We start from the raw sequence: 22,879 nt of genomic DNA, 5'->3' as shown, positions 1-22,879 counted from the left end.
AAAACATTGGAGGAATATAAAATGAACCAATTAAAAGGAATTCACCACGTTACAGCGATTACAAGTAGTGCAGAAAAGAACTATGAGTTTTTCACTCACGTTTTAGGAATGCGTTTAGTTAAGAAAACAGTAAACCAAGATGATATTCAAACGTATCATTTATTCTTTGCAGATGATAAAGGTAGTGCAGGAACAGATATGACATTCTTTGATTTCCCAGGTGTTCCGAAAGGTGTACACGGTACAAATGAAATTTCAAAAACTTCATTCCGTGTTCCGACTGATGCAGCACTAGCGTATTGGGTGAAACGCTTTGACCGTTTGGAAGTAGAACATACAGGAATTAAAGAGCAATTTGGTAAGAAAATTCTTTCTTTCGTTGACTTTGATGACCAACACTATCAATTAATCTCAGATGAACTTGATAAAGGGATTGAATCAGGTACACCATGGCAAAACGGACCAGTTCCATTAGAATATGCAATTACTGGTTTAGGGCCTGTATTCATCCGTATTGCAAACTTTAGTTTCTTCAAAGAAGTGTTAGAAAAAGTTTTATTATTTAAAGAGGTTGCGCAAGAAGGAGAATTCTATTTATTTGAAGTGAATAAAGGGGGAAACGGTGCTTCTGTCATTGTAGAACATAATACGGTTCTTCCAGAAGCACGACAAGGTTTTGGTACGGTTCACCATGCTGCATTCCGCGTAGAAGATCGCGCTGTATTAGAAGAATGGATTGAGAGAATCAGTAGCGTTGGACTTCCTTCATCTGGCTATGTAGACCGTCACTTCTTCGAATCATTATACGCAAGAGTTGCACCACAAATCTTATTTGAATTTGCAACAGACGGCCCAGGATTTATGGGAGATGAGCCATACGAAACACTTGGCGAAAAATTATCTTTACCTCCATTCCTAGAGCCAAAACGTGAAGAAATTGAAAAATTAGTTCGTCCAATTGATACAGTGAGAAGTACGAAGGAATTTATTAAAGAGTAAAAATAGAGATAGTAAGTAGGAGAGCAAGTAGTTTTAGCGGAGTGCTGGAACTACTTGCTTTTTTATTTATCCTAGTAAGTTTTCTGACAATTATTTCTCAAGTTATTAAAAAGGAAAACTTTGGTATAATTAATTAAAATATTAAATTTTCTGATAATTATTTTTCAATGCATAGAAAAGGAGTGGTAATATACAATTTTAATAATTGTATAAAAATCCTAATTTTGTAATTTTGGAGAAAAGGGGATGCGAGTGTATGGGAGCAGATGTAGTAACGCGGGAGCAAATGAAACATTCTTTAGATGATTGGTATCGTGTAATGTTGCAGCAAAATATAGAGAAGGCCACGGAAATGAAAGAGGAGATTGAAAGTAAGATTAGTGGGTTGGACGTGGATCAGGATGTATTGCTTTATCATGCGTTGTTGAATTTTAGATATGGTGCATTAGTTGATTGGATTGGGATTAGAGAAGATAGTTTTGATAAAGTAGAATCTTTTGAAATCCCGGCAGAAGGTGTTCTAGCTTATTACTATCACTTTTTTAAAGGGTTTCATTGCACATTAATTTCAAATTATAATGAAGCGAAAGAACAGTATGAGCAAGCTGAGAAGTTATTGAAATATATTGCCGATCCGATAGAACATGCGGAGTTTCATTATCGTTATGGATATCTTTATAACCAATCATATCAACAAATGTTAGCGATTGATCAAATAAAAACAGCAAAAGAGTTTTTTTTAAAACAACCAGGTTATGAGATTAATCTTGCGTTGTGCGAGAATATGTTAGGGTTGTGTTATATTGATTTACAACAATTCGAGTTCGCTGAAGAAACATTTAATACAGCATTGAATGTTTTCCAACAAGTTAATCATGAAAAATATATATTAATGGTTAGAAATAATTTAGGTTTATTGTACGCGAATCAAAATTTATCTGAGTTAGCTATCCGTCACTTATCAGAAGTAACAAAGAAATCTCCTAATCATTTTCGAGCACTATACTTGGAATCAGACGAATACCTAAAACTAAATGAATTAGAAAAAGCAGAGTCGTTAATAAATAAAGGGTTACGTATTTGTAATCAGTTAAAAAATCAAGAGTATCAATACCGATTCATGATTTTAAATAAAATGAATGCGACTACTGGTGAGTTTGAAAATGTTATTTTAGATGCGATTTCTTATTTTGAAAAAGAAGAATTATTTGATTGTATTCAAGAGTATACGGAACGCTTAGCAGATAAATTTTATTATGAAAACAATCATGAAAAATCTAGCGAATATTATCATATGAGTAAAGAAGCAAGAAAAAAACAAATGATAAAAGGAGCGTTAAAATAATGAGAAAAATTGTATTAACGGTAATAGGGTTCGCATTTACTTTATCTCTAGGATTTCATGATTTTAATTCAGTTGCACTTAATAAAGGAGATGGTGGCGGAGCACCAGCAAGACCAGACTACGTTAACATTGGTGACACAGGCGGAGCACCAGCAGATAATAAAGGCGACGGCGGAGTAAGCCAACTATAATAACAAAGAAAGGGACTTCAACATGAAGTCCCTTTTTCTATTTTTAGGCCATGTAGAGAAAAGAATTGACTTACTTTAAATATGTAACTATAATAGTTACAGAATAACCATTAGTAATAGAAATGAGTTATATTTTTTTAATATAATTGTAACTGTTTTAGTTACAATTAAAAAGAGAACATAAAACAACCAAAAAATGTAAAAACTTTAAATAGCAACTCAAGAAAGGAGACGGGAACTTTGAAACGGTTTAAGTTTTATTTGATTAGCGGTATTGTGCTTGTTTTGCTTATCGTATGTAACTTCGTTGATAAGCCGATTGCGAAGGTTGAAGAAGTGAAAGATACTGTTATGATGAAGCTGAATACGAAAGAGAGTATGGCGCAAATTGATGGGCAGACGATTTATTTTAAGCAAATTGGTGAGGGGAAACCTCCGTTACTCATGTTGCATGGGTTTGGTGGTTCTTCTGATGGGTTTAGTGATATTTATCCGGAACTAGTGCGAGATCATACGATTATTGCGGTTGATATTTTAGGGTTTGGGCGTTCTTCTAAGCCGGTTGATTTTCAGTATTCGTTTCCTGCGCAAGTGAATTTATATTATAAGTTAATGAAGAAGCTTGGATACGATCAGTTTGCGGTGCTCGGCCATTCAATGGGCGGAGAGATGTCCCTTAATTTAGCGTATTTATATCCGGATGCAGTGACGCATCTCATCTTGGCGGATGCTACAGGGATAGAGTCTTTCCAGCAAAAAGAAAGTTATGAAGTACCACCGCTATCGACGGACTTACAAACTGTAACTGAGATTACGAAGTATAATAAAAATGAAGTAAAAAATAGTCGTGATGATAAAGAGCATTATGATCAGCTTACGAAAATGCGAGAGCGCCGCATTGCGATGGAAGCTGATAAAATTAAGGTACCGACTTTAATTATATGGGGACGACATGATAAGAGTGTTTCGTGGAAAAATGGTGAACTGTATCATGGGCTATTTGCGAATAGTACGTTTCATATTATTGAAAAAGGATACCACGCACCGTTTCGTCAGGAACCAATTGAGTTTATGGAATATGTACAAGCATTTTTCGTGAAGCATCCACAATAAAAATTTTAAGCATAAATCCACTTCTTTCCTCATAGAGTGAAACTAATAAGGCTTGTCTAAGGAAAGGAATGAAGTAGAGTGGAAACTTTACCATGGTGGGTTTATCTTGTAATTGTTGGGATTGTATTAAGTGGCTACATGGTTTTATATACTTCGAAAAAAGAGCAAGATATGGATAATGAGTTTATCGAAAAAGAAGGCGAAGTATATATGAAGCGTTTAGAAGAAGAGCGTGAGAAACGTAATCAGGATAGTGATAAAGATTCGGTATTGCTTTAATAGAAATTTTGAAAGGTTACCACTTAGTAGGATTTTACATCTAGGTGGTAGCTTTTTTTCTTCTGCGGGAGCAGTATATGTTCATCAAGCTAAGGTTATATTAGTTTAATTTTACATGTATAAGAGAGTCATCATAAACTTTTATTGATGGTATTTATATATTTTTTTACTCATAAGAATGGAACTAGTGGGGATTTTACTGGGGGGGATTAACAATGCATAGGGATGAAACTTCATTACATCCGGATACAGGTGTTACATCTGTAATGTTTGTTGAGCGTTCATTAAATGAAATTCGTTTTTGGTCTAGAATCATGAAGGAGCATTCTTTTTTTCTTCGTTTAGGATTTAGATGCGAGGATACTCAACTAATCGAAGAGGCGAATCAATTTTATCGATTGTTTGAACATATTGAACAAATAGCGCATTCCTATACAAATGAAACAGATCCTGAGCAAATAAAAAGATTTAATGCAGAAGTACAACAAGCCGCAACTAATATTTGGGGATTTAAACGAAAAATTTTAGGATTAATTCTCACATGTAAATTGCCAGGACAAAATAACTTTCCACTTTTAGTTGACCATACAAGTAGGGAAGCTGATTATTTTAGAAAACGTTTAATACAATTAAATGAAGGTAAATTAGATGCTCTTCCTGATGCTATTATTAAAGAAAATGTTTTCTTTTTACGGATTATGGCAGACCATGCTAAATTTATTGGCCATCTTCTTGATCCATCGGAAAGAAAGCTTGTAGATACAGCGCGGAATTTTAGCAATGATTTTGATGAATTGATGTATCAAGCAATTGACTTAGAATCTATGAAACCACAATCCCAAACAGCCCCTCTTTTAGATCAATTTTTAGATCAAAATCGTGTGTCGGTTGCATCTCTTCGGGATTTTAAGAAAACAGCACGTGATTTAATTGAGCAATGTAAAATAAAGAGTATCATTCATCCATTATTAGCAGACCATGTTTTCCGTGAAGCTGATAGATTTCTTGAAATCATTGATATGTATGATGTTCATCTTACAAATATTCAATCACAACCTAGATATTAGAAGATAAGGAAAGATACTATTTTTTCCTTAAGCCGAGAAGTTAACAATTTATTGTTAGCTTCTTTTCTTTGGGATTAAAATTTTCTTTTAAGGACTACATAAATCCCTTTGACCAAATATGTAATTCTTTGTAAAATGATATATATGGAAATATTATGAATATACAGGAAATCTATGGATAGTAGATTTTAATAAATTATTCGGGGGAAATTTATTAGTTAAGTATATTAACTTGTTTGCACTACATTTTACAAATAAAGGGGTATTAGTAATCATGAAAGCAAAGAAATTAGTAAGTTTAGCATTACCAGTTATGTTATTGAGTGGTTGTATTACAATTGAAACTGATGGTAAGAAAGCTGAACCAAAGAAAGAAGAAACGCAAAAGGTAGAGAAAGAGAATAAGACTTCTGAAAAAGAGAGTAAGTCAACTGATAGCAAGAAAGAGGATAGCTTATCTGTAGCGAAAGGTGAAGGTACAAATAGTAGTTCATCAAGTAGTCAACAAAGTTCTTCTTCTAATTCTTCAACTGGTAAGGTAACTGGTTCTGATGTTGAAAGGTATAAGGCAGATATCATAAACAGTGCTACTCAAATTGAAGATACAATGAAATTAATTGAAGGAATAGCAGATTCAGATGTAAAATCATACAAACAAAAGAAAAGTGAAGTACAACTAAGTTTAGGTGGAGCAAAGGCAACAACGAAGAAACTGAAGAATTTACAAGCACCTCCTGAATTACAGGGAGAACAAGTGAAGATAAAGCAATCGATGGAACTGTATGCGGATTGTTTCCAACTTCTCTTTGATGCATTAGACCAAGAAGACGAGAGTAAAATGCATCAATCATTAAGTAAAGCACAAGAAGGTTCAAAACTGTTTGAAGAGGCAGCGAAGAGTATCGGTAGCAAAACCAACTAAAAATAAAGTATTTAAAGGGGTATTTGTAAGTGCAGTTGGTGCAAGTAAAGAGTTAGAAATTAGTTATGGAAACACATTACAAATTTATCATATGGACGATAATGTTCGTATTCGATATGTAAAACAATAAATAATTGGTGAAAAACTCTGTAATAAATTTTACAGGGTTTTTTATTAGTTTTAATTTAATTTCTTCATTGTCTTTCCAGACGCTGTCCATACTAGTATAAGTTGAGAAATGAACGAAACGATAATGATAGGCAGATGATGTAACTCCATAGTAACTGTAACCATCTAAAGCCCAATTCATACACTATGATGGAGGCTTTTTACTTACTAATCGGATGAAAAAGGAGTGTAATCATGAAGAAACGTACTGTTAATGAAGCGGGAGGGAATGTGCCACAACCAATCCGCAGCGACGGAGCAGGTGCGATTGATTCTGGACCTCGTAATGTTATGCGGGATATTCAAAATCCGAATATGCTTGTTCCGCCTATAACCGATGCAGGGTTAGTTCCTAACTTGAAGTTTTCATTTTCGGACACTTCTATGATTTTGAAACAAGGCGGGTGGTCTCGGGAGATTACTGCTCGGGAACTACCGGTTTCGACGACGATTGCGGGAGTAAATATGAGTTTAACGGCCGGTGGAGTACGAGAACTACATTGGCATAAAGAAGCGGAATGGGCGTATATGCTTTTAGGACGGGCGCGCATAACGGCTGTTGATCAAAATGGGCGTAATTTTATTGCTGATGTTGGACCAGGTGATCTTTGGTATTTTCCGCCGGGTATCCCGCATTCCATTCAAGGATTGGAACATTGTGAATTTCTACTCGTTTTCGATGATGGGCATTTTTCTGATTTATCTACTTTAGCTATTTCTGATTGGTTTGCGCATACGCCAAAAGAAGTGTTGTCGGCTAATTTCGGAGTACCTGAGAGTGCTTTTCGTTCTATCCCTTCAGATCAAGTTTATATTTATCAAGGAGAGGTGCCAGGTTCGCTTGAAAGTCAGGAAATTCAATCACCGAAAGGAGAAGTTCCTTTAACATTTAAACATGAATTGTTAAAACAAAAGCCGATTAAGACGCCTGGTGGTAGCGTTCGAATTGTAGATTCTACAAATTTCCCTATTTCCAAAACAATCGCAGCAGCGCTCGTTGAGGTTGAGCCTGGTGGAATGAGAGAACTTCATTGGCACCCGAATAATGATGAATGGCAATATTATTTGACAGGGGAAGCGAGAATGACTGTGTTTCTTGGAAATGGTACCGCTCGTACATTTGATTATAGAGCTGGCGATGTCGGATATGTACCGTTTGCGACGGGGCATTATATTCAAAATACAGGTACCGAAACATTATGGTTTTTAGAGATGTTCAGAAGTAATCGTTTTGAAGATGTATCGTTAAATCAATGGATGGCACTGACTCCTAAAGAAATAGTGGAGAGTAATATACATGTTGGCCCGCAAGTAATGGATTCCCTGCGTAAGGAGAAGAGGCCTGTTGTGAAATATCCGGGGTTTTCATATAGTCCGAAAAATGATGAGTAAAAATGAAAATTTGCGTTATTCTTTCTGGAGACTGATAAGAAGGGATGGCGTATTTTTTATGCCTAATCTAGTCTTTATCCCGCTATTTGCCGGGCAGTAAGACCCCACCTCAAAATTCAGCGGAAGCAAAGAAGTTAGGTGGGGGGCGGGCTGTCCGTAAAAGCCCGATTGGTGAGGGTTGATTAAAGTTTCACTTTATTAGTATCCGTTCCTTGTATTATTGTTCGAGAAATTATTATTGGAGCATAGTATAGGGAAGATACATATAAAAGAGCGCCATTATAAGCTGTAACGCATAAGTTGCGCAGGAAATGCAACGATAACTCGCTTTACTCTTCATCATTTATTTGAACATAATGGGCGTAGAGAGGTGATAAACACAGTATGATTTTTAGTGAGCGTTTAAAAGAAGAAAGGGAAAAAAGAAATTGGTCGCAAAATGATTTGGCTGAAAAACTTCATGTGAGCAGGCAATCTGTTTCGAAATGGGAGACGGGAAAGACCTATCCGAGCATTGAAATTATTATTCATTTAAGTGATCTGTTCGGTATTACAATTGATGAACTGCTAAGGAGTGATGAAGAATTGACGCAGAAAGTAATTGAAGATAGTAAGCAATTGGCGTATCCAAAATGGAAGGTGTTTTTTGATAGTCTATTTATGATAGGAGTATTTTTGTTTATTGCAAAAATCGTTGTATGGATGCTAAATAAGTTTGCTGGAGCAAGTATTACAATTGTAGCAGATGCGCCATATGTAATGAATCTTTTGCCCCTTGCATTCATGATTATAGGTGGTATGGGATCGGATAAGTTGAAGAAAATATATAGATAGAGGAAATAATTTCTCTGCACTAGCTGTTCTTTCTACTCAAATTGTGTACTATAAAGGATAGATAGGAAGGGTAACTAACTGTTACGATTTATTTAACCATTTATAACCAAAGTTAATTAAATATATCAGTAAGCCCTGCTAGTCAAGTGATTGGCTAGTAGTGAGGGTTAACTGCGGGCAATCCCTAAAGCTGATTGAACTACAACGTGGCTAGAAATGGCGAGCGTGAATGTTGCGAAAGCAGAAAAAATCAATCAGATGGTGCAAGGTTAAATCCTAAACACTAGAACAATGGGTCTTCCGCCTCGAATCATCTAAGTCAAAATGGATAGGATGAACGTTCAACGACTATCTCGTATAACTGACGAGAGTACATCACAAGCCTATGGTGGTGGAAAAATCCTCTATCTCTAAAGAGATAAACATATAGTCTGCGCTCATGTGAAAACATGAGAAGTTCATAAGAGAACTGGCTAAGGAGTTGCGCCCTTAGTTGAACGAGATACATTTAATTAAATCTATCAAACCTCATTGAATATATCGAACGTATGTGCTATGTTAGGTTCAATGAGGTAAGAATAATAATGAAATTTCTACGAGTTAGTCAAGTATCAGAATTAACAGGTTTGCATCCGAGTGATCTCAGGAGAATGCTGGTGGAACACGCTACGATTCAGAAGAACAAATCTTTCATTAAAGGAGTTACATTCTGATGATATTGGCGAAGAAAGTTAGACTAATCCCAACGCCTGAACAAGAAAAAGTGCTTAGAAACCATGCTGGTGCTGCAAGATTTGCTTATAACTATTGTAAAAGAATGAGTGATAGATACTATAAGCTATTTGGAAAATCTGTTTCACAGTTAGCTTTACAGAAACGATTTACAAAGATCAAGAAGCGAAAGAGATATGAGTGGTTAAAAGACATCAATGCACAAGTTCCCAAACAGGCTTCAAAAGATTTTGATACGGCGAGAAAACATTCGTTCAAAAAGTACAAAAATGGTTATCACACTTCTTATAAATCCAAAAAAGATTTAATTCAAGGATTTTATGCCAATTATGAAAGACTGGTTATAGGAAAGAAAGTAGTTCATATTCAGTCTATTGGAGAAGTGAAAACAAGCCAACAACTACCAAGAAATAAAAAAACATCAAATCCAAGAGTTACCTTTGACGGTCGTCACTGGTGGATGAGTGTAGGGTTCCAAGAAGACTTTGAATCACAAGAACTAACCGATGAGTCGATTGGTGTGGATGTTGGTTTAAAAGAGCTTTTTGTAGCTTCTAATGGTATGAAAGAACGAAATATAAACAAAGATGCTAAGGTTAAAAAACTTTTGAAAAGGAAAAAGTCAGCGCAAAGAGATATGTCTAGGAGATTTAAAAAAGGTGTAAAAATTCAATCTGCCGGATATGAAAAAGCGAAAACTGAGCACCTGCGGTTATCTAGGAAAATTACGAATATCCGAAATAACCATATCCATCAAGCAACAGCTACATTGGTGAAAACCAAACCGATGAGAATTGTTGTGGAAGACTTATCTATCTCAAACCTGTTAAAAAACAAAAAACTATCGAAAGCATTTTCATTTCAAAAATTAAACTTCTTCTTTCAATGTTTGTCATACAAGTGCGAGAAGTACGGCATTGCGTATGTAAAAGCTGATAAATGGTTCGCTTCAAGCAAGATTTGCTCATGTTGCGGAGTAAAATACGACCATTCAGTTCAACCAGAAGGACAGTGGAGTTTAAAGATTCGTGAATGGTGTTGTGCTTCATGCAATAGCCATCACGATAGGGATGTAAATGCGTCGATAAATTTATCAAGATGGGTAAAATAAATGCTTGATAATAGGAGGTAACGATACTGCCTCGTGTGGAGTGTTATACCCCTCGTCCCTTTGGGGCTGCGAGAACACGATGAAGCACTAACTCGTGTAAATTTGATTGAATTGTATAGATTTAGTTAAGTTTATCGTATCGGGACATTTAGAATGGAATTTCATGAACAGAAGATTTTGCCGGCAGTGAGGCAAATTAAAGATTTGGAAAAGCTATTACATAGTTCGTATGAATATATTGTTATTTTAGATATTCATGTCGGCCAATTGAAGAGTGTTATATCGCTTGCGAAGCAATATTGTAAAAAGGTGTTTTTACATGTGGATTTAATTCATGGTTTGCAGAGTGATGGGCATGCGACGGAATATTTATGTCAGGAGTTTAGACCGTACGGGTTACTTTCAACAAAGGCGAGCGTTATTATGAAGGCGAAGCAAAAAGGTGTTGTGGCAATACAACGCATCTTTTTAATCGATTCGAGTGCGATGGAGAAGAGCTGCAATCTTTTAGATAAGACGAAACCGGATTATATTGAGGTACTTCCTGGAGCATTAACGGATGTTATCGCTGAAGTGAAAGAGCGTACTGGTGTACCGATTTTAGCAGGTGGTTTTATTCGTACTGTAGAAGATGTGGAAAGAGCTTTAAACGCTGGTGCGACAGCAATTACGACATCAAAACGCGAACTATGGAAACATTACCAAAAAAAGTGACGAAAATGTGAATTTTTTCGTTGACACCGCTTTCATTTACGGTTAACATTATAGACAAGTTAATAAACGTGACGGAGAAAAGTAGAGATCCACATTTCATTGTTTCTATATAAATTTATATAGAAGCGTGCAAGCTGTGGGTCTTTTTCTTTTGACAAAAACGAATGGCCATTCATTTTACCTCTATCACATTTGAAAGCGTTTAAATTGATTGTGGAGGGATACTATGTCAGCATTTTTAGGAGAGTTAATAGGGACTGCGTTGTTAATCGTACTTGGTGGCGGCGTTTGTGCTGGTGTAAGTTTAAAGAAATCGTTTGCGAAAGATTCAGGTTGGATTGTTATTACAATGGGCTGGGGCTTAGCAGTAGCGGTTGCAGCGTATGCGGTTGGATCAATTAGTGGGGCACATTTGAATCCAGCTTTAACGATAGGATTAGCATTTAAGGGAGCGTTCCCATGGAGTGACGTACCAGGTTATATCGTAGCACAAATGATTGGGGCAATTATCGGGGCAGTTATCGTATATTTACATTACTTACCACACTGGAAAGAAACAGAAGATCCAGGAACAAAGTTAGGTGTATTTGCAACAGGTCCAGCAATTCCGAACACATTTGCAAACCTTTTAAGTGAAATGATTGGAACATTCGTTTTAGTATTTGGTATATTAGCAATTGGTGCAAATAAATTTGCAGATGGATTAAATCCATTTATCGTAGGTTTCTTAATTGTAAGTATTGGTTTATCATTAGGTGGGACAACAGGATACGCAATTAACCCAGCGCGTGATTTAGGTCCGCGTATTGCACACTTCTTCCTTCCGATTGCAGGAAAAGGCGGTTCAAACTGGAAGTATGCATGGATTCCAGTAGTTGGTCCAATTTTAGGTGGATCACTTGCAGGTTTATTCCATCAAGTTGTATTTGAAGGAAAACAAAATTCAGCACTTATTTATGTGATTATCGCAACTGTGATTGTACTAGCAATCTCTTATATGACAAGTAAAAAAAGCGGAAGCAATACAAATAGTAGAAAAGTAGCATAAGGGGGAAACCGATATGAAAAAATATATTCTTTCATTAGACCAAGGAACAACAAGCTCACGCGCAATTCTGTTCAATAAAAAAGGTGAAATTGTTCATTCAGCTCAAAAAGAGTTTACACAACATTTTCCAAAGCCGGGCTGGGTAGAGCATAATGCACAAGAAATTTGGGGATCTATTTTAGCAGTTATCGCAACTTGCTTAAGCGAAGCAGATGTAAAACCAGAACAAATCGCTGGTATCGGTATTACGAACCAACGTGAAACAACGGTTGTATGGGATAAAACAACTAGTAAACCAATTTACAACGCAATCGTATGGCAATCTCGCCAAACAGCTGAAATTTGTGATGAGTTAAAAGAAAAAGGTTATGGCGAAATGGTTCGCGAAAAAACAGGTCTTTTAATTGACGCATACTTCTCTGGTACGAAAGTAAAATGGATTTTAGATAACGTTGAAGGTGCAAGAGAGAAAGCAGAAAACGGCGATCTATTATTCGGAACAATTGATTCGTGGCTTGTATGGAAACTATCTGGTGGTAAAGCGCACGTAACAGATTACTCAAATGCATCACGTACGTTAATGTTTAACATTCACGACTTACAATGGGATGATGAGCTTCTAGATATGTTAACAGTACCAAAGAGCATGCTTCCAGAAGTACGTCCATCATCTGAAATATATGGAGAAACAATTGACTATCACTTCTTCGGTCAAAATGTACCAATTGCAGGTGTAGCTGGTGACCAACAAGCGGCATTATTTGGACAAGCTTGTTTCGGTGAAGGTATGGCGAAAAATACTTACGGAACTGGTTGCTTCATGTTAATGAACACTGGTGAAAAAGCAGTAGCTTCTGAGCACGGCCTATTAACAACAATTGCATGGGGAATAGATGGTAAAGTAAACTACGCATTAGAAGGAAGTATTTTCGTAGCAGGTTCTGCAATTCAGTGGTTACGCGACGGAATGCGCATGTTTAAAGATGCAAGTGAGAGTGAAGTATATGCTTCTCGCGTTGAATCAACTGACGGTGTATACGTTGTACCAGCATTCGTAGGTTTAGGTACACCTTACTGGGATAGTGAAGTACGCGGCGCTATGTTTGGTGTAACGCGCGGTACGACGAAAGAGCATTTCATTCGTGCAACACTAGAATCTTTAGCTTACCAAACAAAAGACGTATTATGCGCAATGGAAGCAGATTCAGGTATTGAACTAAAAACATTACGCGTTGACGGCGGGGCAGTTAAAAATAATTTCTTAATGAAGTTCCAAAGTGATATTTTAGACGTTCCTGTAGAGCGTCCAGTGATCAATGAAACAACAGCTTTAGGTGCAGCGTACTTAGCTGGTCTTGCGGTTGGATATTGGAAAAACCAAGATGAAATTAAAGAACAGTGGCATATGGACAAACGCTTTGAACCAACGATGGAAGCGAAAACAAGCGAAGAGCTATATGCTGGATGGAAAAAAGCAATTGAAGCAACAAAAGCTTTCAAATAATCATAAACAGTGTTATAATGGTGACAAGTTAATAATTCGGTAGGAGATTTGGAGAGACCACAACGCGCTATAGAGGCGAAATCTATAGCGGAGTTTGTGGTCTCTTTTTTCGTTATCAAAGGGAGGAATTACCATGAAATTTTCAAGTAAACAACGTAAAGACGTATTAAACGGAGTAAATAAACAAGAGTTAGATGTGATCGTAATTGGTGGAGGTATTACTGGTTCTGGTATTGCATTAGATGGAGCAACACGCGGGTTATCAACAATTGTGTTTGAAATGCAGGACTTTGCAGCAGGTACATCAAGTCGTTCAACGAAGCTTGTACACGGTGGTCTACGTTATTTAAAACAACTTGAAGTGAAAATGGTAGCAGAGGTGGGTAAAGAGCGCGCGATCGTATATGAGAACGGTCCCCATGTAACAACACCAGAGTGGATGTTACTTCCGTTCCATACAGGCGGTACGTTCGGATCATTTAGTACATCAATTGGTCTTCGTGTATACGACTTCTTAGCAGGTGTAAAACGAAGCGAGCGCAGAAAGATGTTTAACCGTGAAGAAACGCTAAACAAAGAGCCTCTTGTAAAAAAAGAAGGATTAAAAGGCGGCGGTTACTACGTAGAATATCGTACAGACGATGCGCGTCTTACAATTGAAGTAATGAAAGAAGCAATTGAGCATGGTGCGAAAGCTGTTAACTACGCAAAAGTAGACAGTTTCTTATATAAAGATGGAAATGTATGTGGTGTACGTGTAATCGATTTACTAGACGGTGAAGTGTACGAAGTTTACGGTAAGAAAATTGTAAACGCAGCTGGTCCTTGGGTAGATACACTTCGTGAAAAAGATAACTCGAAAAAAGGAAAAGTACTTCAGTTATCAAAAGGTGTTCACTTAGTAATTGATCAAAAACGTTTCCCATTAGGTCAAGCGATTTACTTCGATACACCAGATAAACGTATGGTGTTCGCGATTCCTCGCGGCGGAAAAACATACGTAGGTACAACAGATACGTTCTATGATAAAGATGCAGCTGTACCACAAATGACAACAGAAGATCGCACATACATCATTAATGCGATTAACTACATGTTCCCAAGCGTAAAAATTACGGAAAAAGACATCGAATCAAGCTGGGCTGGTGTACGTCCGTTAATTTATGAAGAAGGTAAGAGTGCATCTGAAATTTCTCGTAAAGATGAAATTTGGACTTCTGAATCTGGTTTAATTACAATCGCAGGTGGTAAATTAACTGGATACCGCAAAATGGCTGAAATGGTAGTAGATTACGTAACGAACTTACTACAAAAAGAAGGCCATAGTGCATATCCGAAGAGTACAACGAAACATATGCCAATCTCTGGTGGACATGTAGATGGTTCACACGGATTCCCAGCATTCGTTGCGAAAAAAGCTGGCGAAGGTACGAAATATGGTTTAACAACAGCACAAGCAGAAGAATTCGCGAAATTCTACGGCTCTAACGTTGACGTACTATTTGATTTAGCGAAAAAACATAAAGACGAAGCGAAAGAATACAACATGCCACTAGACGTTCTAATCCCGCTTGTATACGCAATGGATTACGAAATGACAGCAAAACCAGTTGACTTCTTCGTACGCCGCAGAGGCGCTGTATTCTTCAACATCCACTGGGTATACGAGTGGAAAGAAGCAGTAATCAACTACATGGCTGCGAAACTAGGCTGGAGCAAAGAAGAGCAAATGAAATACACAGCTGAATTAGAAAAAGCATTAACAGACGCTGTCATTCCTGTAGATCAACAAGAACAGGCAGCTGCGTTAGCGTAAAATAGAGAACCACCTGAAGGGGAGCCTTTAGGTGGTTCTTTTTTTATGGAATATTCTTCTAACTATATTGCATAACGACATATGTTGTTATACGATGTATATAAGGTGGTGGTATTGTTGGACAAAGAAATCTTGAAGGGAAGTATAGATATTTTATTACTTTCTATCATTGCAAAACGTGATACATATGGATATGAAATAGCTCAAAGTTTAAAGGATGCAAGTGAAGATTTGTATAGTATGGGGCAGGGAACTTTGTATCCTGCTTTAAAGAGATTAGAGAAAAAGGAGTTTCTTGAATCTTATTGGAATGAATCTGAGAATGGGATGAAAAGGAAATTCTATACTATTACAGATAAAGGGAAAAAAGAATTGCAGAAGAAAGTGAATTCTTGGGAGAGTGTAACAGCATTAATTCAAGCTTGTCAGAAAGGAGTTATTTATGAGTGAATTTGACGAGTATATTAAGTCTATTTTAGCCTATTCAGAACTTAGTGATATTGAACAGGATGAGTTATTTCTAGAAATGTATGATCACTTGAACAGTTTGAAAGAAGAATATATGGAACAAGGTATGAATGAAAAAGAAGCGATTTATAAAGCGATTCAAAGTTTTGGAGAATCAAAAGTTATTGGCGTAGAGATTAATAAATCGGTATACGAAGTTCCTAGGCCATTAAAGGTATTATCAAAAATTTTATGTATTCCTTATATAATCATTTGTTTTATTGTCTTTTTAGGAACGTTTATTTCAACTTCTACATTTGACTCTGTTCGCAGTTTGACAGGTGGGACTGTCTATCATCCCATTGAATTTTGGCAGCAATTTTTACATATATCTGATTTAGAAACGTTATTACAACTTTTTGGAATAACACTTTGGCAAGTTAAAGATTTTATTGTACATCCAGGTCCTTGGGGAAACTCAACTTATTGGTTAAGCGTTTTACAACATATAATATTAGTAGTTCCATTCGGATTTTTCGTTCCAGTGCTCATTAATAAAGTGACTAATTATAAGAAAGCTCGTAAGTGGTATGTTATGACCTTTCTTGTTTGGGAGATATTACATTTACTAACTTTGTCTGATGTTTTTGATGTGTGGCGGATTGCTATAAATATGCTCGGTGCGTCGGTAGGATATCTTTTATTTATAAGCATAATGCAACTGGATAATAAATTTAGGGTTATGCGAAAGAAGATATTTGAAAATTAGCTCGCTATTCTGTAGTTTAAATTATACAAATTTAATTTGATGGTAATAGAGTATCGCTGAAAACATAGGTACTATGTAGTGAGAGGATTTTTTATATTCGTAATAGGTGTTGTTCCTTGTTTAATCCTACTGTTATGAAGCGGGTCCATAATCCGTCTTTATTGGTGCTATAAATGCTGAGAGCGGCAAAGCTGAACTAGAAAAAGTCTAGATCAACAAGAACAGGCAACTGCGTTAGCGTAAAATAGAGAACCACCTGAAGGGGAACCCTTTAGGTGGTTTTTTCTCTTGACTAAAAATAAATAAAATGTGTTACTATGATGATAGAGTATGTAGTGTGAATTTTGCATAAAATAAAAAAGACAGAAGCCTGAGAAACTTCTGCCTTGTGTAACCTAGCTTGCTATTGTGGTGGTAGTAGGTGCGGTTATAAGACAATTACATTAACGTTTTAGCCGAGAACCGCCCTTACCTTTTCCACGAAGCAGGGTGGTTCTCGCTTTTTTGTATACAGAAATTAGCCACGGACCGACGTATCTTCTACCGATGACAACGCCAGCTCCGGTTAGGATACCATACACTAATTTAATTACAAACATCGCGATTATATTATCACCTCCCCCTTTTTTCAAAATGGAAGAGATGATTGCCACACCTACTAGTTATAGCTTATTAAGTTACGTATTCATTGTATTATGTTTTAAAATAGGGAACAAGATATATGGATGAAAATTCCTGTTTTTAAGCAGAACATTAGTGTCAGGGGACAAGAAGTAAATAAATATTCATAAAAAAACGGTATGGACATTACCATCCGTATTTTTTTATGTATTTATAAAACTTTTCCATACAGTGCGTCGTCTAATATATGGGAAGGAGGAAATGATGTGGATGAATTAACGATAGAAGCGTTTGAAATAGAAGATAAGGAGGACCTTATCGACGAAATAATGAACAAGTATGGACAAGAAGTCCTGCAGCTTGTGTATTCGTATGTGAATAATAAAGAGGTTGCGGAGGATGTAACGCAAGATATATTTGTGAAATGCTATAAATCTCTTCATACATATAAAGGGAAATCGAATGTGAAAACGTGGTTATGGAGAATTGCGATCAATCAATGTAAGGACTATATAAAAAGTTGGTATAACAAAAAAGTTATCGTTACAGAGGGTGACTTTACGTATATGGAGAGTCAAAAAGAAAGTGTCGAACAAACTGTTATTCAAAATGCAGAGGATAGTAGGCTTGCTTCTGCGGTAATGAGTTTACCGATAAAATATCGAGAAGTCATTTATCTATTTTATTATGAAGAATTATCAATTAAAGAGATTGCTACAGTAATAGATGTGAAAGAAAACACGATAAAGACAAGACTAAAAAAAGCGAAGGAACTTTTGAAGGAAGGATTGGAGGAATAATCAAATGGAAGATCGATTAAAAGGCTTGCGAAAATCAATGGAGAACACAACGTTTAAACATTTGAGTTTTTCTGATCAACACCAGAAGCAGGTGCGCGAAAAAATTAAGCAATCGTCCGAAAAGGAAGAAGATATCCTTTTAGCAGTGTTACAACTTCTTATGAATGAAAAAACAGGTTATGAATTGATGCAGTTGCTAAGAGGGAGAGGGATTCAAAAATTCGAAGGTGATGAAGGGTCTCTATACACTTTATTACATCGTTTAGAACGGAATCGCTTTATCCAATCTAGCTGGGATCACGCAGGAGCTAAATATTATCAATTAAATGATAAAGGAAACAAGATGCTGCGAAAGGCAGAGAAGAATGCTACGAAGGCACGATTTATATTAAAAGGCTTAGTACAGGAGTGAGAAAAAATTGAACAAAAAAGGGGAGCGTTTTTTAAAAGAAGTTACGAACCATATTAAATCAAAAGAAGCGAAGGACTTAGTAGCAGCTGAACTAAATTTTCACTTGAAACAGGCGAAGAATATGTGGATGGATAAAGGATTAAGTGAGGAAGTTGCTGAAGATAAGGCTGTTGAACAAATGGGGAGTCCGATTAAACTTGGCCGGGAACTTAACAAACTTCATAAGCCAAAGGTGGATTGGTTCTTACTTATTTTATTAGTAGCTGCTATGGGGTTAGGGTTTTTACCAATAATCGCTCTTGGGCATACGAACGATTTACTAATGAACAAAGTAATTTTTGTAATTCTCGGCATTGCAACAGCTGTTGGGATGATGCTGCTTGATTACCGGAAGCTAGAAAGACTCGGGTGGCTGTTTTATACAATTGGAATACTTATCTTGTTAGCTATAAAATGTTTTCCGACTGGTTACGTGATTGGGGAAGCGATAATAAAAATTGGCCCCATCAAAATTGACTGTTTAATGACGATACCATTCTTCTTTTTAGCTTGGGCTTCGTTTTTCAATAATAGTAGGTTAAAGTTTATACATCTTCTCATGTTGTACGTATTTTCTTTATATTTATTTTCAACTATATCAATTCTTTTACCCATTTTCATCTACATTACGATGGTATTTGTTATGCTTTGGTGGAGTAAGTTAGGAAAGAAAACGGCATGGCTCATTACAATTTTACCAATTTTACCCTTTATTGTTAGGGATCTATTTTCCTGGTCTGCGGTAAAAGAATACCGGATAGCTAGAATTTTAGGATTTATAAATCCAGCGCATGATCAATGGGATTTACGTTTACAAGAGGCAATGTCTTCAGCAGGTTGGTTTGGTACATATGGAAATATAAAGTCTATCCGTGCTGCCCATACTGATTTTGTATTTGCAAGTTTGACTTACTATTATGGATATGTACTTGCGCTAGTTCTTGTCGTGATTCTTTCTCTTTTTGCAGTAAGAATAATGAACATAGCTTATAAAATAAATGATGGTTATGGTAAATTGCTTCTCGTTGGCGGAGTGACTCTTTTTGTAATCCATTTTATTTGTAACGTTGGCATGACCCTCGGGATATTACCACGTGTTTCTATATCATTACCTTTTATTAGCTACGGATTGATACCAACTCTGTTTCATGCATTTATAATGGGAATCGTACTAAGTGTATATCGACGTAAAGATATGTCGTTTAGAATGAGAAAAACACCTTGATACTTATTATAAGTTGTATATAAAAGAATTCATTATTATGATCAAGTAAAAACGTAAATAGATAGTAGAAGAGGGGTATGATAAATACTCCTCTTTTCGTGTTTAAATAAGTGCACTCTCTTTAATAGAAATACATAATTCAGAACAAGAAATTGATTCAGCTAGCTGGTGTAAATAGGCGTATTCTTCCGCGTCTTTTTCGGAAGTGTTAGGATCCAATAAAGGTGAAGAAAGAAGTACATCAATCGTAAGTATGTCTGTATCATGAGAGACGATGTTATAACCTGCAAATACAGGTCGTTTTAAGTCTTTTACTTTTTGAATCATTTGATGGAATTTCGTAACACTTATATGGATTTGTGCGAATGGAAAGCATTTTTGGATTGGATTCTCGATGTTCTTTCTAATTTTATAATCGTATACATAGTAGTACTTTTCTTGCTGCTCAAGTGTTTGCAACTCTTTCGTTAATAAGTGGTATTTGTCTGTAAGTCCAGTTGTAAGTACATCGTGTTCTTCGCCAACTAATAATGTGAAAGGTCTTGGTGAGGAGATTGAAATGGTACGGACGTTTAGGTTAGTAAAAGTTTGATTAGATTGTAAAATGGTATGTAATTTTTCGGTAGGAAATTCACCGTCATAAATAGCAATAAAATAATGGTTCATCTTTTCACTCCTTAACTTTTTTCTAAACTCATATATTCTACTTTAAAGGTGTAAGTCCTGCATAAAAAAGAAAACACCTTGATTGTTATCAAGGTGTTGTAATAAGCTCAAAACTCTCCGAATCAGCCCCAAGCACAAAAGGACTAACCTCGCCAACGCTATAAAGGTGCAATTCATGCATTGCGCGCGTACAAGCAGTGTAGAACAATCTACGAACGCTCTCATCGCTGTACACATCTTTAGAAGCATCGTAAATAATAACAGCATCAAATTCGATACCTTTCGCTAAGTAAGCGGGGATCACGACAATGCCTTGCTCATACTCGGCTGAGTTACTTTTCACAAGTTTAATATTCTCGATATGATTAAGTGCTTCGTAGGCAGCGGCGCTTTCAGCTGCGGATTTACAGATGATTGCGATCGTATTGTGCTGCTCTGTTTGTAGTTCAGCAACTTTTGCAGTAATATGTTCGTGCAGTTCGTTGTGATTAGCTACTTTCGTCACTGTAGGTTTCGCGCCGTCACGTTCAAATGCATGAATGTTGTTGCCTTCTGGTACGAGAGCACGTGTAAATTCAATGATCGGTTTTGTTGAGCGGTAGCTACGAGTTAAGTTAATACCGTTCGTTTCATCTGGTCCGTATAAGCTAGTAAGTGTATCGAAATTCACCGTTTCACTCGCATGGGCAAATATCGCTTGGTTAAAGTCTCCGAGTACCGTCATTCTTGCAGCAGGGAAGAGACGTTTTAAAAACTCGAACTGAAACGGCGAGTAATCCTGTGCTTCGTCTACGAGTACGTGTTTAATCGATCTGTTCGTTTGGAAGCCTTCAATTAATTCTTTTAAAAGTAAAAATGGAGTCGCATCCTCGTAATATAGCTTTCCTTCATCAAGGATATTTACTGTTAATGAGCAAATATCATCCCACTCTTTCGGTTTTTCTCCAGTAACCCATGATGCATCTGTGAAAAGCTGTTTATATATACCTGTAAAATTGATAAAGCGCAATGTTTGAACGCCTTTACGAAGTGGCTTCATTTTTTTACGGACAATCATACGTCCAAGTACTCTTGTTTCTTTCTCAAAATCATTAAAGGAGTTATCGTCAAACTCGCCTTTTTTCTGTAAATATTTATAAGCCTTTTGATATTCATCTTTACTAAGTAGTTCGATTTCTTCTTCTACCCAAGGCTTTTTCAGTTCTGCTTTTTCAAGTGCATCTATTTGCTTATTTAGCCAATCCGTTAACTTCTCAATTCGGCTATGGAAGCGGAGAGAGGAGTCAGTATTATAAAATTGCTCTGTGATTTCTTTAGCTGAGGCAATTAGTTTCCCTCTAAATTTCATTCCTCTAAATAGCATGCCTGAAGATTCAAGAGATTGTCTGTAAGCTCTAATCATCTCGAAAAATTGAGTAGATGCTTTAAATCGGATGCTAGCATTTCTCGTTTTATAGGTAGGGCTATTTGTTTCAGTTAGCATATATTCTAATTGCTCATAAGGGTCTTCAACGTCAAATGACTTGCTCAGTCTATGATTTAAATATTCTTGGAATGTCACTTGCTGCATATTTTCTTCACCGAGTTCAGGTAGTACGTTAGAAACGTAGCTATTGAACATAGAGTTAGGGGAGAAGAGAATAATTTGATCCGCTTTTAGCCATTCGCGATATTTATATAGTAAGTAGGCGATTCGCTGCAGGGCAGCTGACGTTTTACCACTACCAGCAGCTCCTTGCACGATAAGGAGTCGGCCTTCATCGTGACGAATAATTTCATTTTGTTCACGCTGAATTGTAGCGACGATACTTTGCATATGTTTGTTCGTACCTTTTCCGAGCGCTTGTTGCAAGATTTCATCGCCAATTGTAAGGCTCGTATCGAACATAGAATCAATCTCGCCATTTTGAATAATGTATTGTAATTTTTTCTCCACATTACCGTGGATTACGCCTCCTGGTGTACTGTACTCAGCTGGTCCTGGTGGATAATCGTAGTATACACTCGAAATAGGTGCGCGCCAGTCATATATAAGAAAGTTTTCTCCGCTAGCATCCGTAAGTGTAGCAACACCGATATAAATTTGATCCGCAGCAGATTCTCCTTCTTCTTTGAAATCAATTCGTCCAAAATAAGGTGCTTTATGCATGCGTCTTAATGCGGCAAGTCGATTAAAGGTATGCTTATGGGTAATTTGTGTGACAGCTAGTGACTGAGCTTGTTGTCTTAAGTTGATAACTGTTTCAAGATAATCATCAAAAGTATCCGTGTTCACTTTCACATCATCCCAAAAGTGTTTACGAATATTGATTACTTCTGCCCGGCGTCTGCCAGTTTCGTTTTCCAGTTTATCAATTTGCTCCGTAATTGTCTCGATTACGGTATCCAATCTTTTTTGCTCTAAATCAAGTTTTTTGTTCATACGGTAAGCACTCCTTTAAAAGTGAAAAATAGAGGTTGACTGAAGATGTGTTTTGGTGTACAATTAAAATACGGATAAATACGTTCCTTTCGTTTTAGAAAACGTGTTTCTGTACTAATTTAACATAGTTTTTGAATTTAATCAATGATAATAAGATAAACCTTGGTTTTGCGTGGCGTGGATCAAGGTTTTTTGTGTTTTTCTTTAAGGAAGAATCGCAATTTTATTGAGGAGAATGTAAGT

Annotated in this window: 23 protein-coding genes; 20 read left to right on the top strand and 3 right to left on the bottom strand. The window is 36.5% G+C overall.

Going from position 1 to position 22,879, the window contains the following annotated elements; all coding sequences use genetic code 11:
• Nucleotides 1-21 precede the first annotated feature (21 nt).
• The 17 genes from HMAS_RS18995 to HMAS_RS18915 all read left to right on the top strand — a co-directional run bounded on the left by HMAS_RS18995 (nt 22) and on the right by HMAS_RS18915 (nt 16,451).
• Complete coding sequence (locus HMAS_RS18995) at nt 22-999, top strand: ring-cleaving dioxygenase (RefSeq protein WP_001072568.1); 978 nt, start codon at nt 22-24, stop codon at nt 997-999.
• Between the two features lie 256 nt (nt 1,000-1,255).
• A complete protein-coding gene (locus HMAS_RS18990) occupies nt 1,256-2,344 on the top strand; it encodes a histidine kinase (RefSeq protein WP_044307196.1) in 1,089 nt (362 codons plus the stop codon).
• Nucleotides 2,344-2,535, top strand: coding sequence for a hypothetical protein (locus HMAS_RS18985; protein ID WP_001227132.1), 192 nt, complete (start codon nt 2,344-2,346; stop codon nt 2,533-2,535). The genes HMAS_RS18990 and HMAS_RS18985 overlap by 1 nt, the downstream gene beginning before the upstream one ends.
• A gap of 240 nt (nt 2,536-2,775) precedes the next feature.
• A complete protein-coding gene (locus HMAS_RS18980) occupies nt 2,776-3,648 on the top strand; it encodes an alpha/beta fold hydrolase (protein WP_000819469.1) in 873 nt (290 codons plus the stop codon).
• Nucleotides 3,649-3,726: 78 nt separating this feature from the next.
• Nucleotides 3,727-3,927 (top strand): sporulation YhaL family protein, encoded by a 201-nt coding sequence (locus HMAS_RS18975; RefSeq protein WP_000449223.1) that lies wholly within the window; start codon nt 3,727-3,729, stop codon nt 3,925-3,927.
• A 215-nt stretch (nt 3,928-4,142) separates the two neighbouring features.
• The gene (locus HMAS_RS18970; protein WP_000554479.1) at nt 4,143-4,994 is read left to right on the top strand and encodes a DUF2935 domain-containing protein; all 852 of its coding nucleotides are present in this window, start codon (nt 4,143-4,145) and stop codon (nt 4,992-4,994) included.
• Nucleotides 4,995-5,268: 274 nt separating this feature from the next.
• On the top strand, nt 5,269-5,916 hold the full coding sequence (locus HMAS_RS18965) for a DUF7018 domain-containing (lipo)protein (protein ID WP_025710249.1): 648 nt from the start codon (nt 5,269-5,271) through the stop codon (nt 5,914-5,916).
• Nucleotides 5,876-6,046, top strand: coding sequence for a hypothetical protein (locus HMAS_RS27785; RefSeq protein ID WP_162871156.1), 171 nt, complete (start codon nt 5,876-5,878; stop codon nt 6,044-6,046). Before HMAS_RS18965 ends, HMAS_RS27785 begins: the two co-directional genes overlap by 41 nt.
• A gap of 233 nt (nt 6,047-6,279) precedes the next feature.
• Nucleotides 6,280-7,476 carry an oxalate decarboxylase family bicupin gene (locus HMAS_RS18960; protein ID WP_000747514.1) on the top strand — a complete coding sequence of 399 codons (1,197 nt, stop codon included), beginning with the start codon at nt 6,280-6,282 and terminating at the stop codon, nt 7,474-7,476.
• 384 nt (nt 7,477-7,860) lie between these two features.
• Nucleotides 7,861-8,310: a helix-turn-helix domain-containing protein gene (locus tag HMAS_RS18950; RefSeq protein WP_025710251.1), complete on the top strand. Its 450-nt coding sequence runs from the start codon at nt 7,861-7,863 to the stop codon at nt 8,308-8,310.
• A gap of 712 nt (nt 8,311-9,022) precedes the next feature.
• Nucleotides 9,023-10,153, top strand: a complete 1,131-nt coding sequence (locus HMAS_RS18945; RefSeq protein ID WP_025710252.1) for an RNA-guided endonuclease InsQ/TnpB family protein — start codon at nt 9,023-9,025, stop codon at nt 10,151-10,153.
• A gap of 153 nt (nt 10,154-10,306) precedes the next feature.
• Nucleotides 10,307-10,867 carry a glycerol uptake operon antiterminator GlpP gene (glpP, locus tag HMAS_RS18940; RefSeq protein WP_000394285.1) on the top strand — a complete coding sequence of 187 codons (561 nt, stop codon included), beginning with the start codon at nt 10,307-10,309 and terminating at the stop codon, nt 10,865-10,867.
• 226 nt (nt 10,868-11,093) lie between these two features.
• Nucleotides 11,094-11,915, top strand: coding sequence for a glycerol uptake facilitator protein GlpF (glpF, locus tag HMAS_RS18935; protein ID WP_001272200.1), 822 nt, complete (start codon nt 11,094-11,096; stop codon nt 11,913-11,915).
• Nucleotides 11,916-11,928: 13 nt separating this feature from the next.
• Nucleotides 11,929-13,419 carry a glycerol kinase GlpK gene (glpK, locus tag HMAS_RS18930; protein WP_025710254.1) on the top strand — a complete coding sequence of 497 codons (1,491 nt, stop codon included), beginning with the start codon at nt 11,929-11,931 and terminating at the stop codon, nt 13,417-13,419.
• Nucleotides 13,420-13,552: 133 nt separating this feature from the next.
• The gene (gene glpD / locus HMAS_RS18925; protein WP_000672836.1) at nt 13,553-15,235 is read left to right on the top strand and encodes an aerobic glycerol-3-phosphate dehydrogenase; all 1,683 of its coding nucleotides are present in this window, start codon (nt 13,553-13,555) and stop codon (nt 15,233-15,235) included.
• Nucleotides 15,236-15,352: 117 nt separating this feature from the next.
• Nucleotides 15,353-15,685, top strand: coding sequence for a PadR family transcriptional regulator (locus HMAS_RS18920; RefSeq protein ID WP_000356630.1), 333 nt, complete (start codon nt 15,353-15,355; stop codon nt 15,683-15,685).
• Nucleotides 15,678-16,451 (top strand): VanZ family protein, encoded by a 774-nt coding sequence (locus tag HMAS_RS18915; protein ID WP_025710255.1) that lies wholly within the window; start codon nt 15,678-15,680, stop codon nt 16,449-16,451. The genes HMAS_RS18920 and HMAS_RS18915 overlap by 8 nt, the downstream gene beginning before the upstream one ends.
• Nucleotides 16,452-16,894: 443 nt before the next feature.
• Here the strand turns inward: HMAS_RS18915 and HMAS_RS27960 are convergent, their stop codons facing one another.
• Nucleotides 16,895-17,083 carry a hypothetical protein gene (locus tag HMAS_RS27960; RefSeq protein WP_063246215.1) on the bottom strand — a complete coding sequence of 63 codons (189 nt, stop codon included), beginning with the start codon at nt 17,081-17,083 and terminating at the stop codon, nt 16,895-16,897.
• Between the two features lie 255 nt (nt 17,084-17,338).
• Here HMAS_RS27960 and HMAS_RS18905 point away from each other — a divergent pair, with 255 nt between their 5' ends.
• Genes HMAS_RS18905 through HMAS_RS18895 form a run of 3 tightly spaced genes read left to right on the top strand, consistent with a single transcriptional unit; the run spans nt 17,339 to nt 19,548 of the window.
• A complete protein-coding gene (locus tag HMAS_RS18905; protein WP_000344005.1) occupies nt 17,339-17,872 on the top strand; it encodes a sigma-70 family RNA polymerase sigma factor in 534 nt (177 codons plus the stop codon).
• 4 nt (nt 17,873-17,876) lie between these two features.
• Complete coding sequence (locus tag HMAS_RS18900; RefSeq protein ID WP_000390150.1) at nt 17,877-18,284, top strand: PadR family transcriptional regulator; 408 nt, start codon at nt 17,877-17,879, stop codon at nt 18,282-18,284.
• Between the two features lie 7 nt (nt 18,285-18,291).
• On the top strand, nt 18,292-19,548 hold the full coding sequence (locus HMAS_RS18895; protein WP_001034620.1) for an FtsW/RodA/SpoVE family cell cycle protein: 1,257 nt from the start codon (nt 18,292-18,294) through the stop codon (nt 19,546-19,548).
• 102 nt (nt 19,549-19,650) lie between these two features.
• Here the strand turns inward: HMAS_RS18895 and HMAS_RS18890 are convergent, their stop codons facing one another.
• Together HMAS_RS18890 and helD are read right to left on the bottom strand one after the other, a co-directional pair.
• On the bottom strand, nt 19,651-20,214 hold the full coding sequence (locus HMAS_RS18890) for a hypothetical protein (protein ID WP_001017110.1): 564 nt from the start codon (nt 20,212-20,214) through the stop codon (nt 19,651-19,653).
• Nucleotides 20,215-20,302: 88 nt separating this feature from the next.
• On the bottom strand, nt 20,303-22,636 hold the full coding sequence (helD, locus tag HMAS_RS18885; RefSeq protein ID WP_025710256.1) for an RNA polymerase recycling motor HelD: 2,334 nt from the start codon (nt 22,634-22,636) through the stop codon (nt 20,303-20,305).
• Nucleotides 22,637-22,879: the final 243 nt, after the last annotated feature.

The organism is Bacillus sp. HMA207, assembly GCF_003402455.1.
GTDB classification, from domain to species: Bacteria; Bacillota; Bacilli; order Bacillales; family Bacillaceae_G; genus Bacillus_A; species Bacillus_A cereus.
The sequence above is the reverse complement of the archived record's forward strand: the minus strand, read 5'-3'. Positions and strand labels throughout refer to the sequence as shown.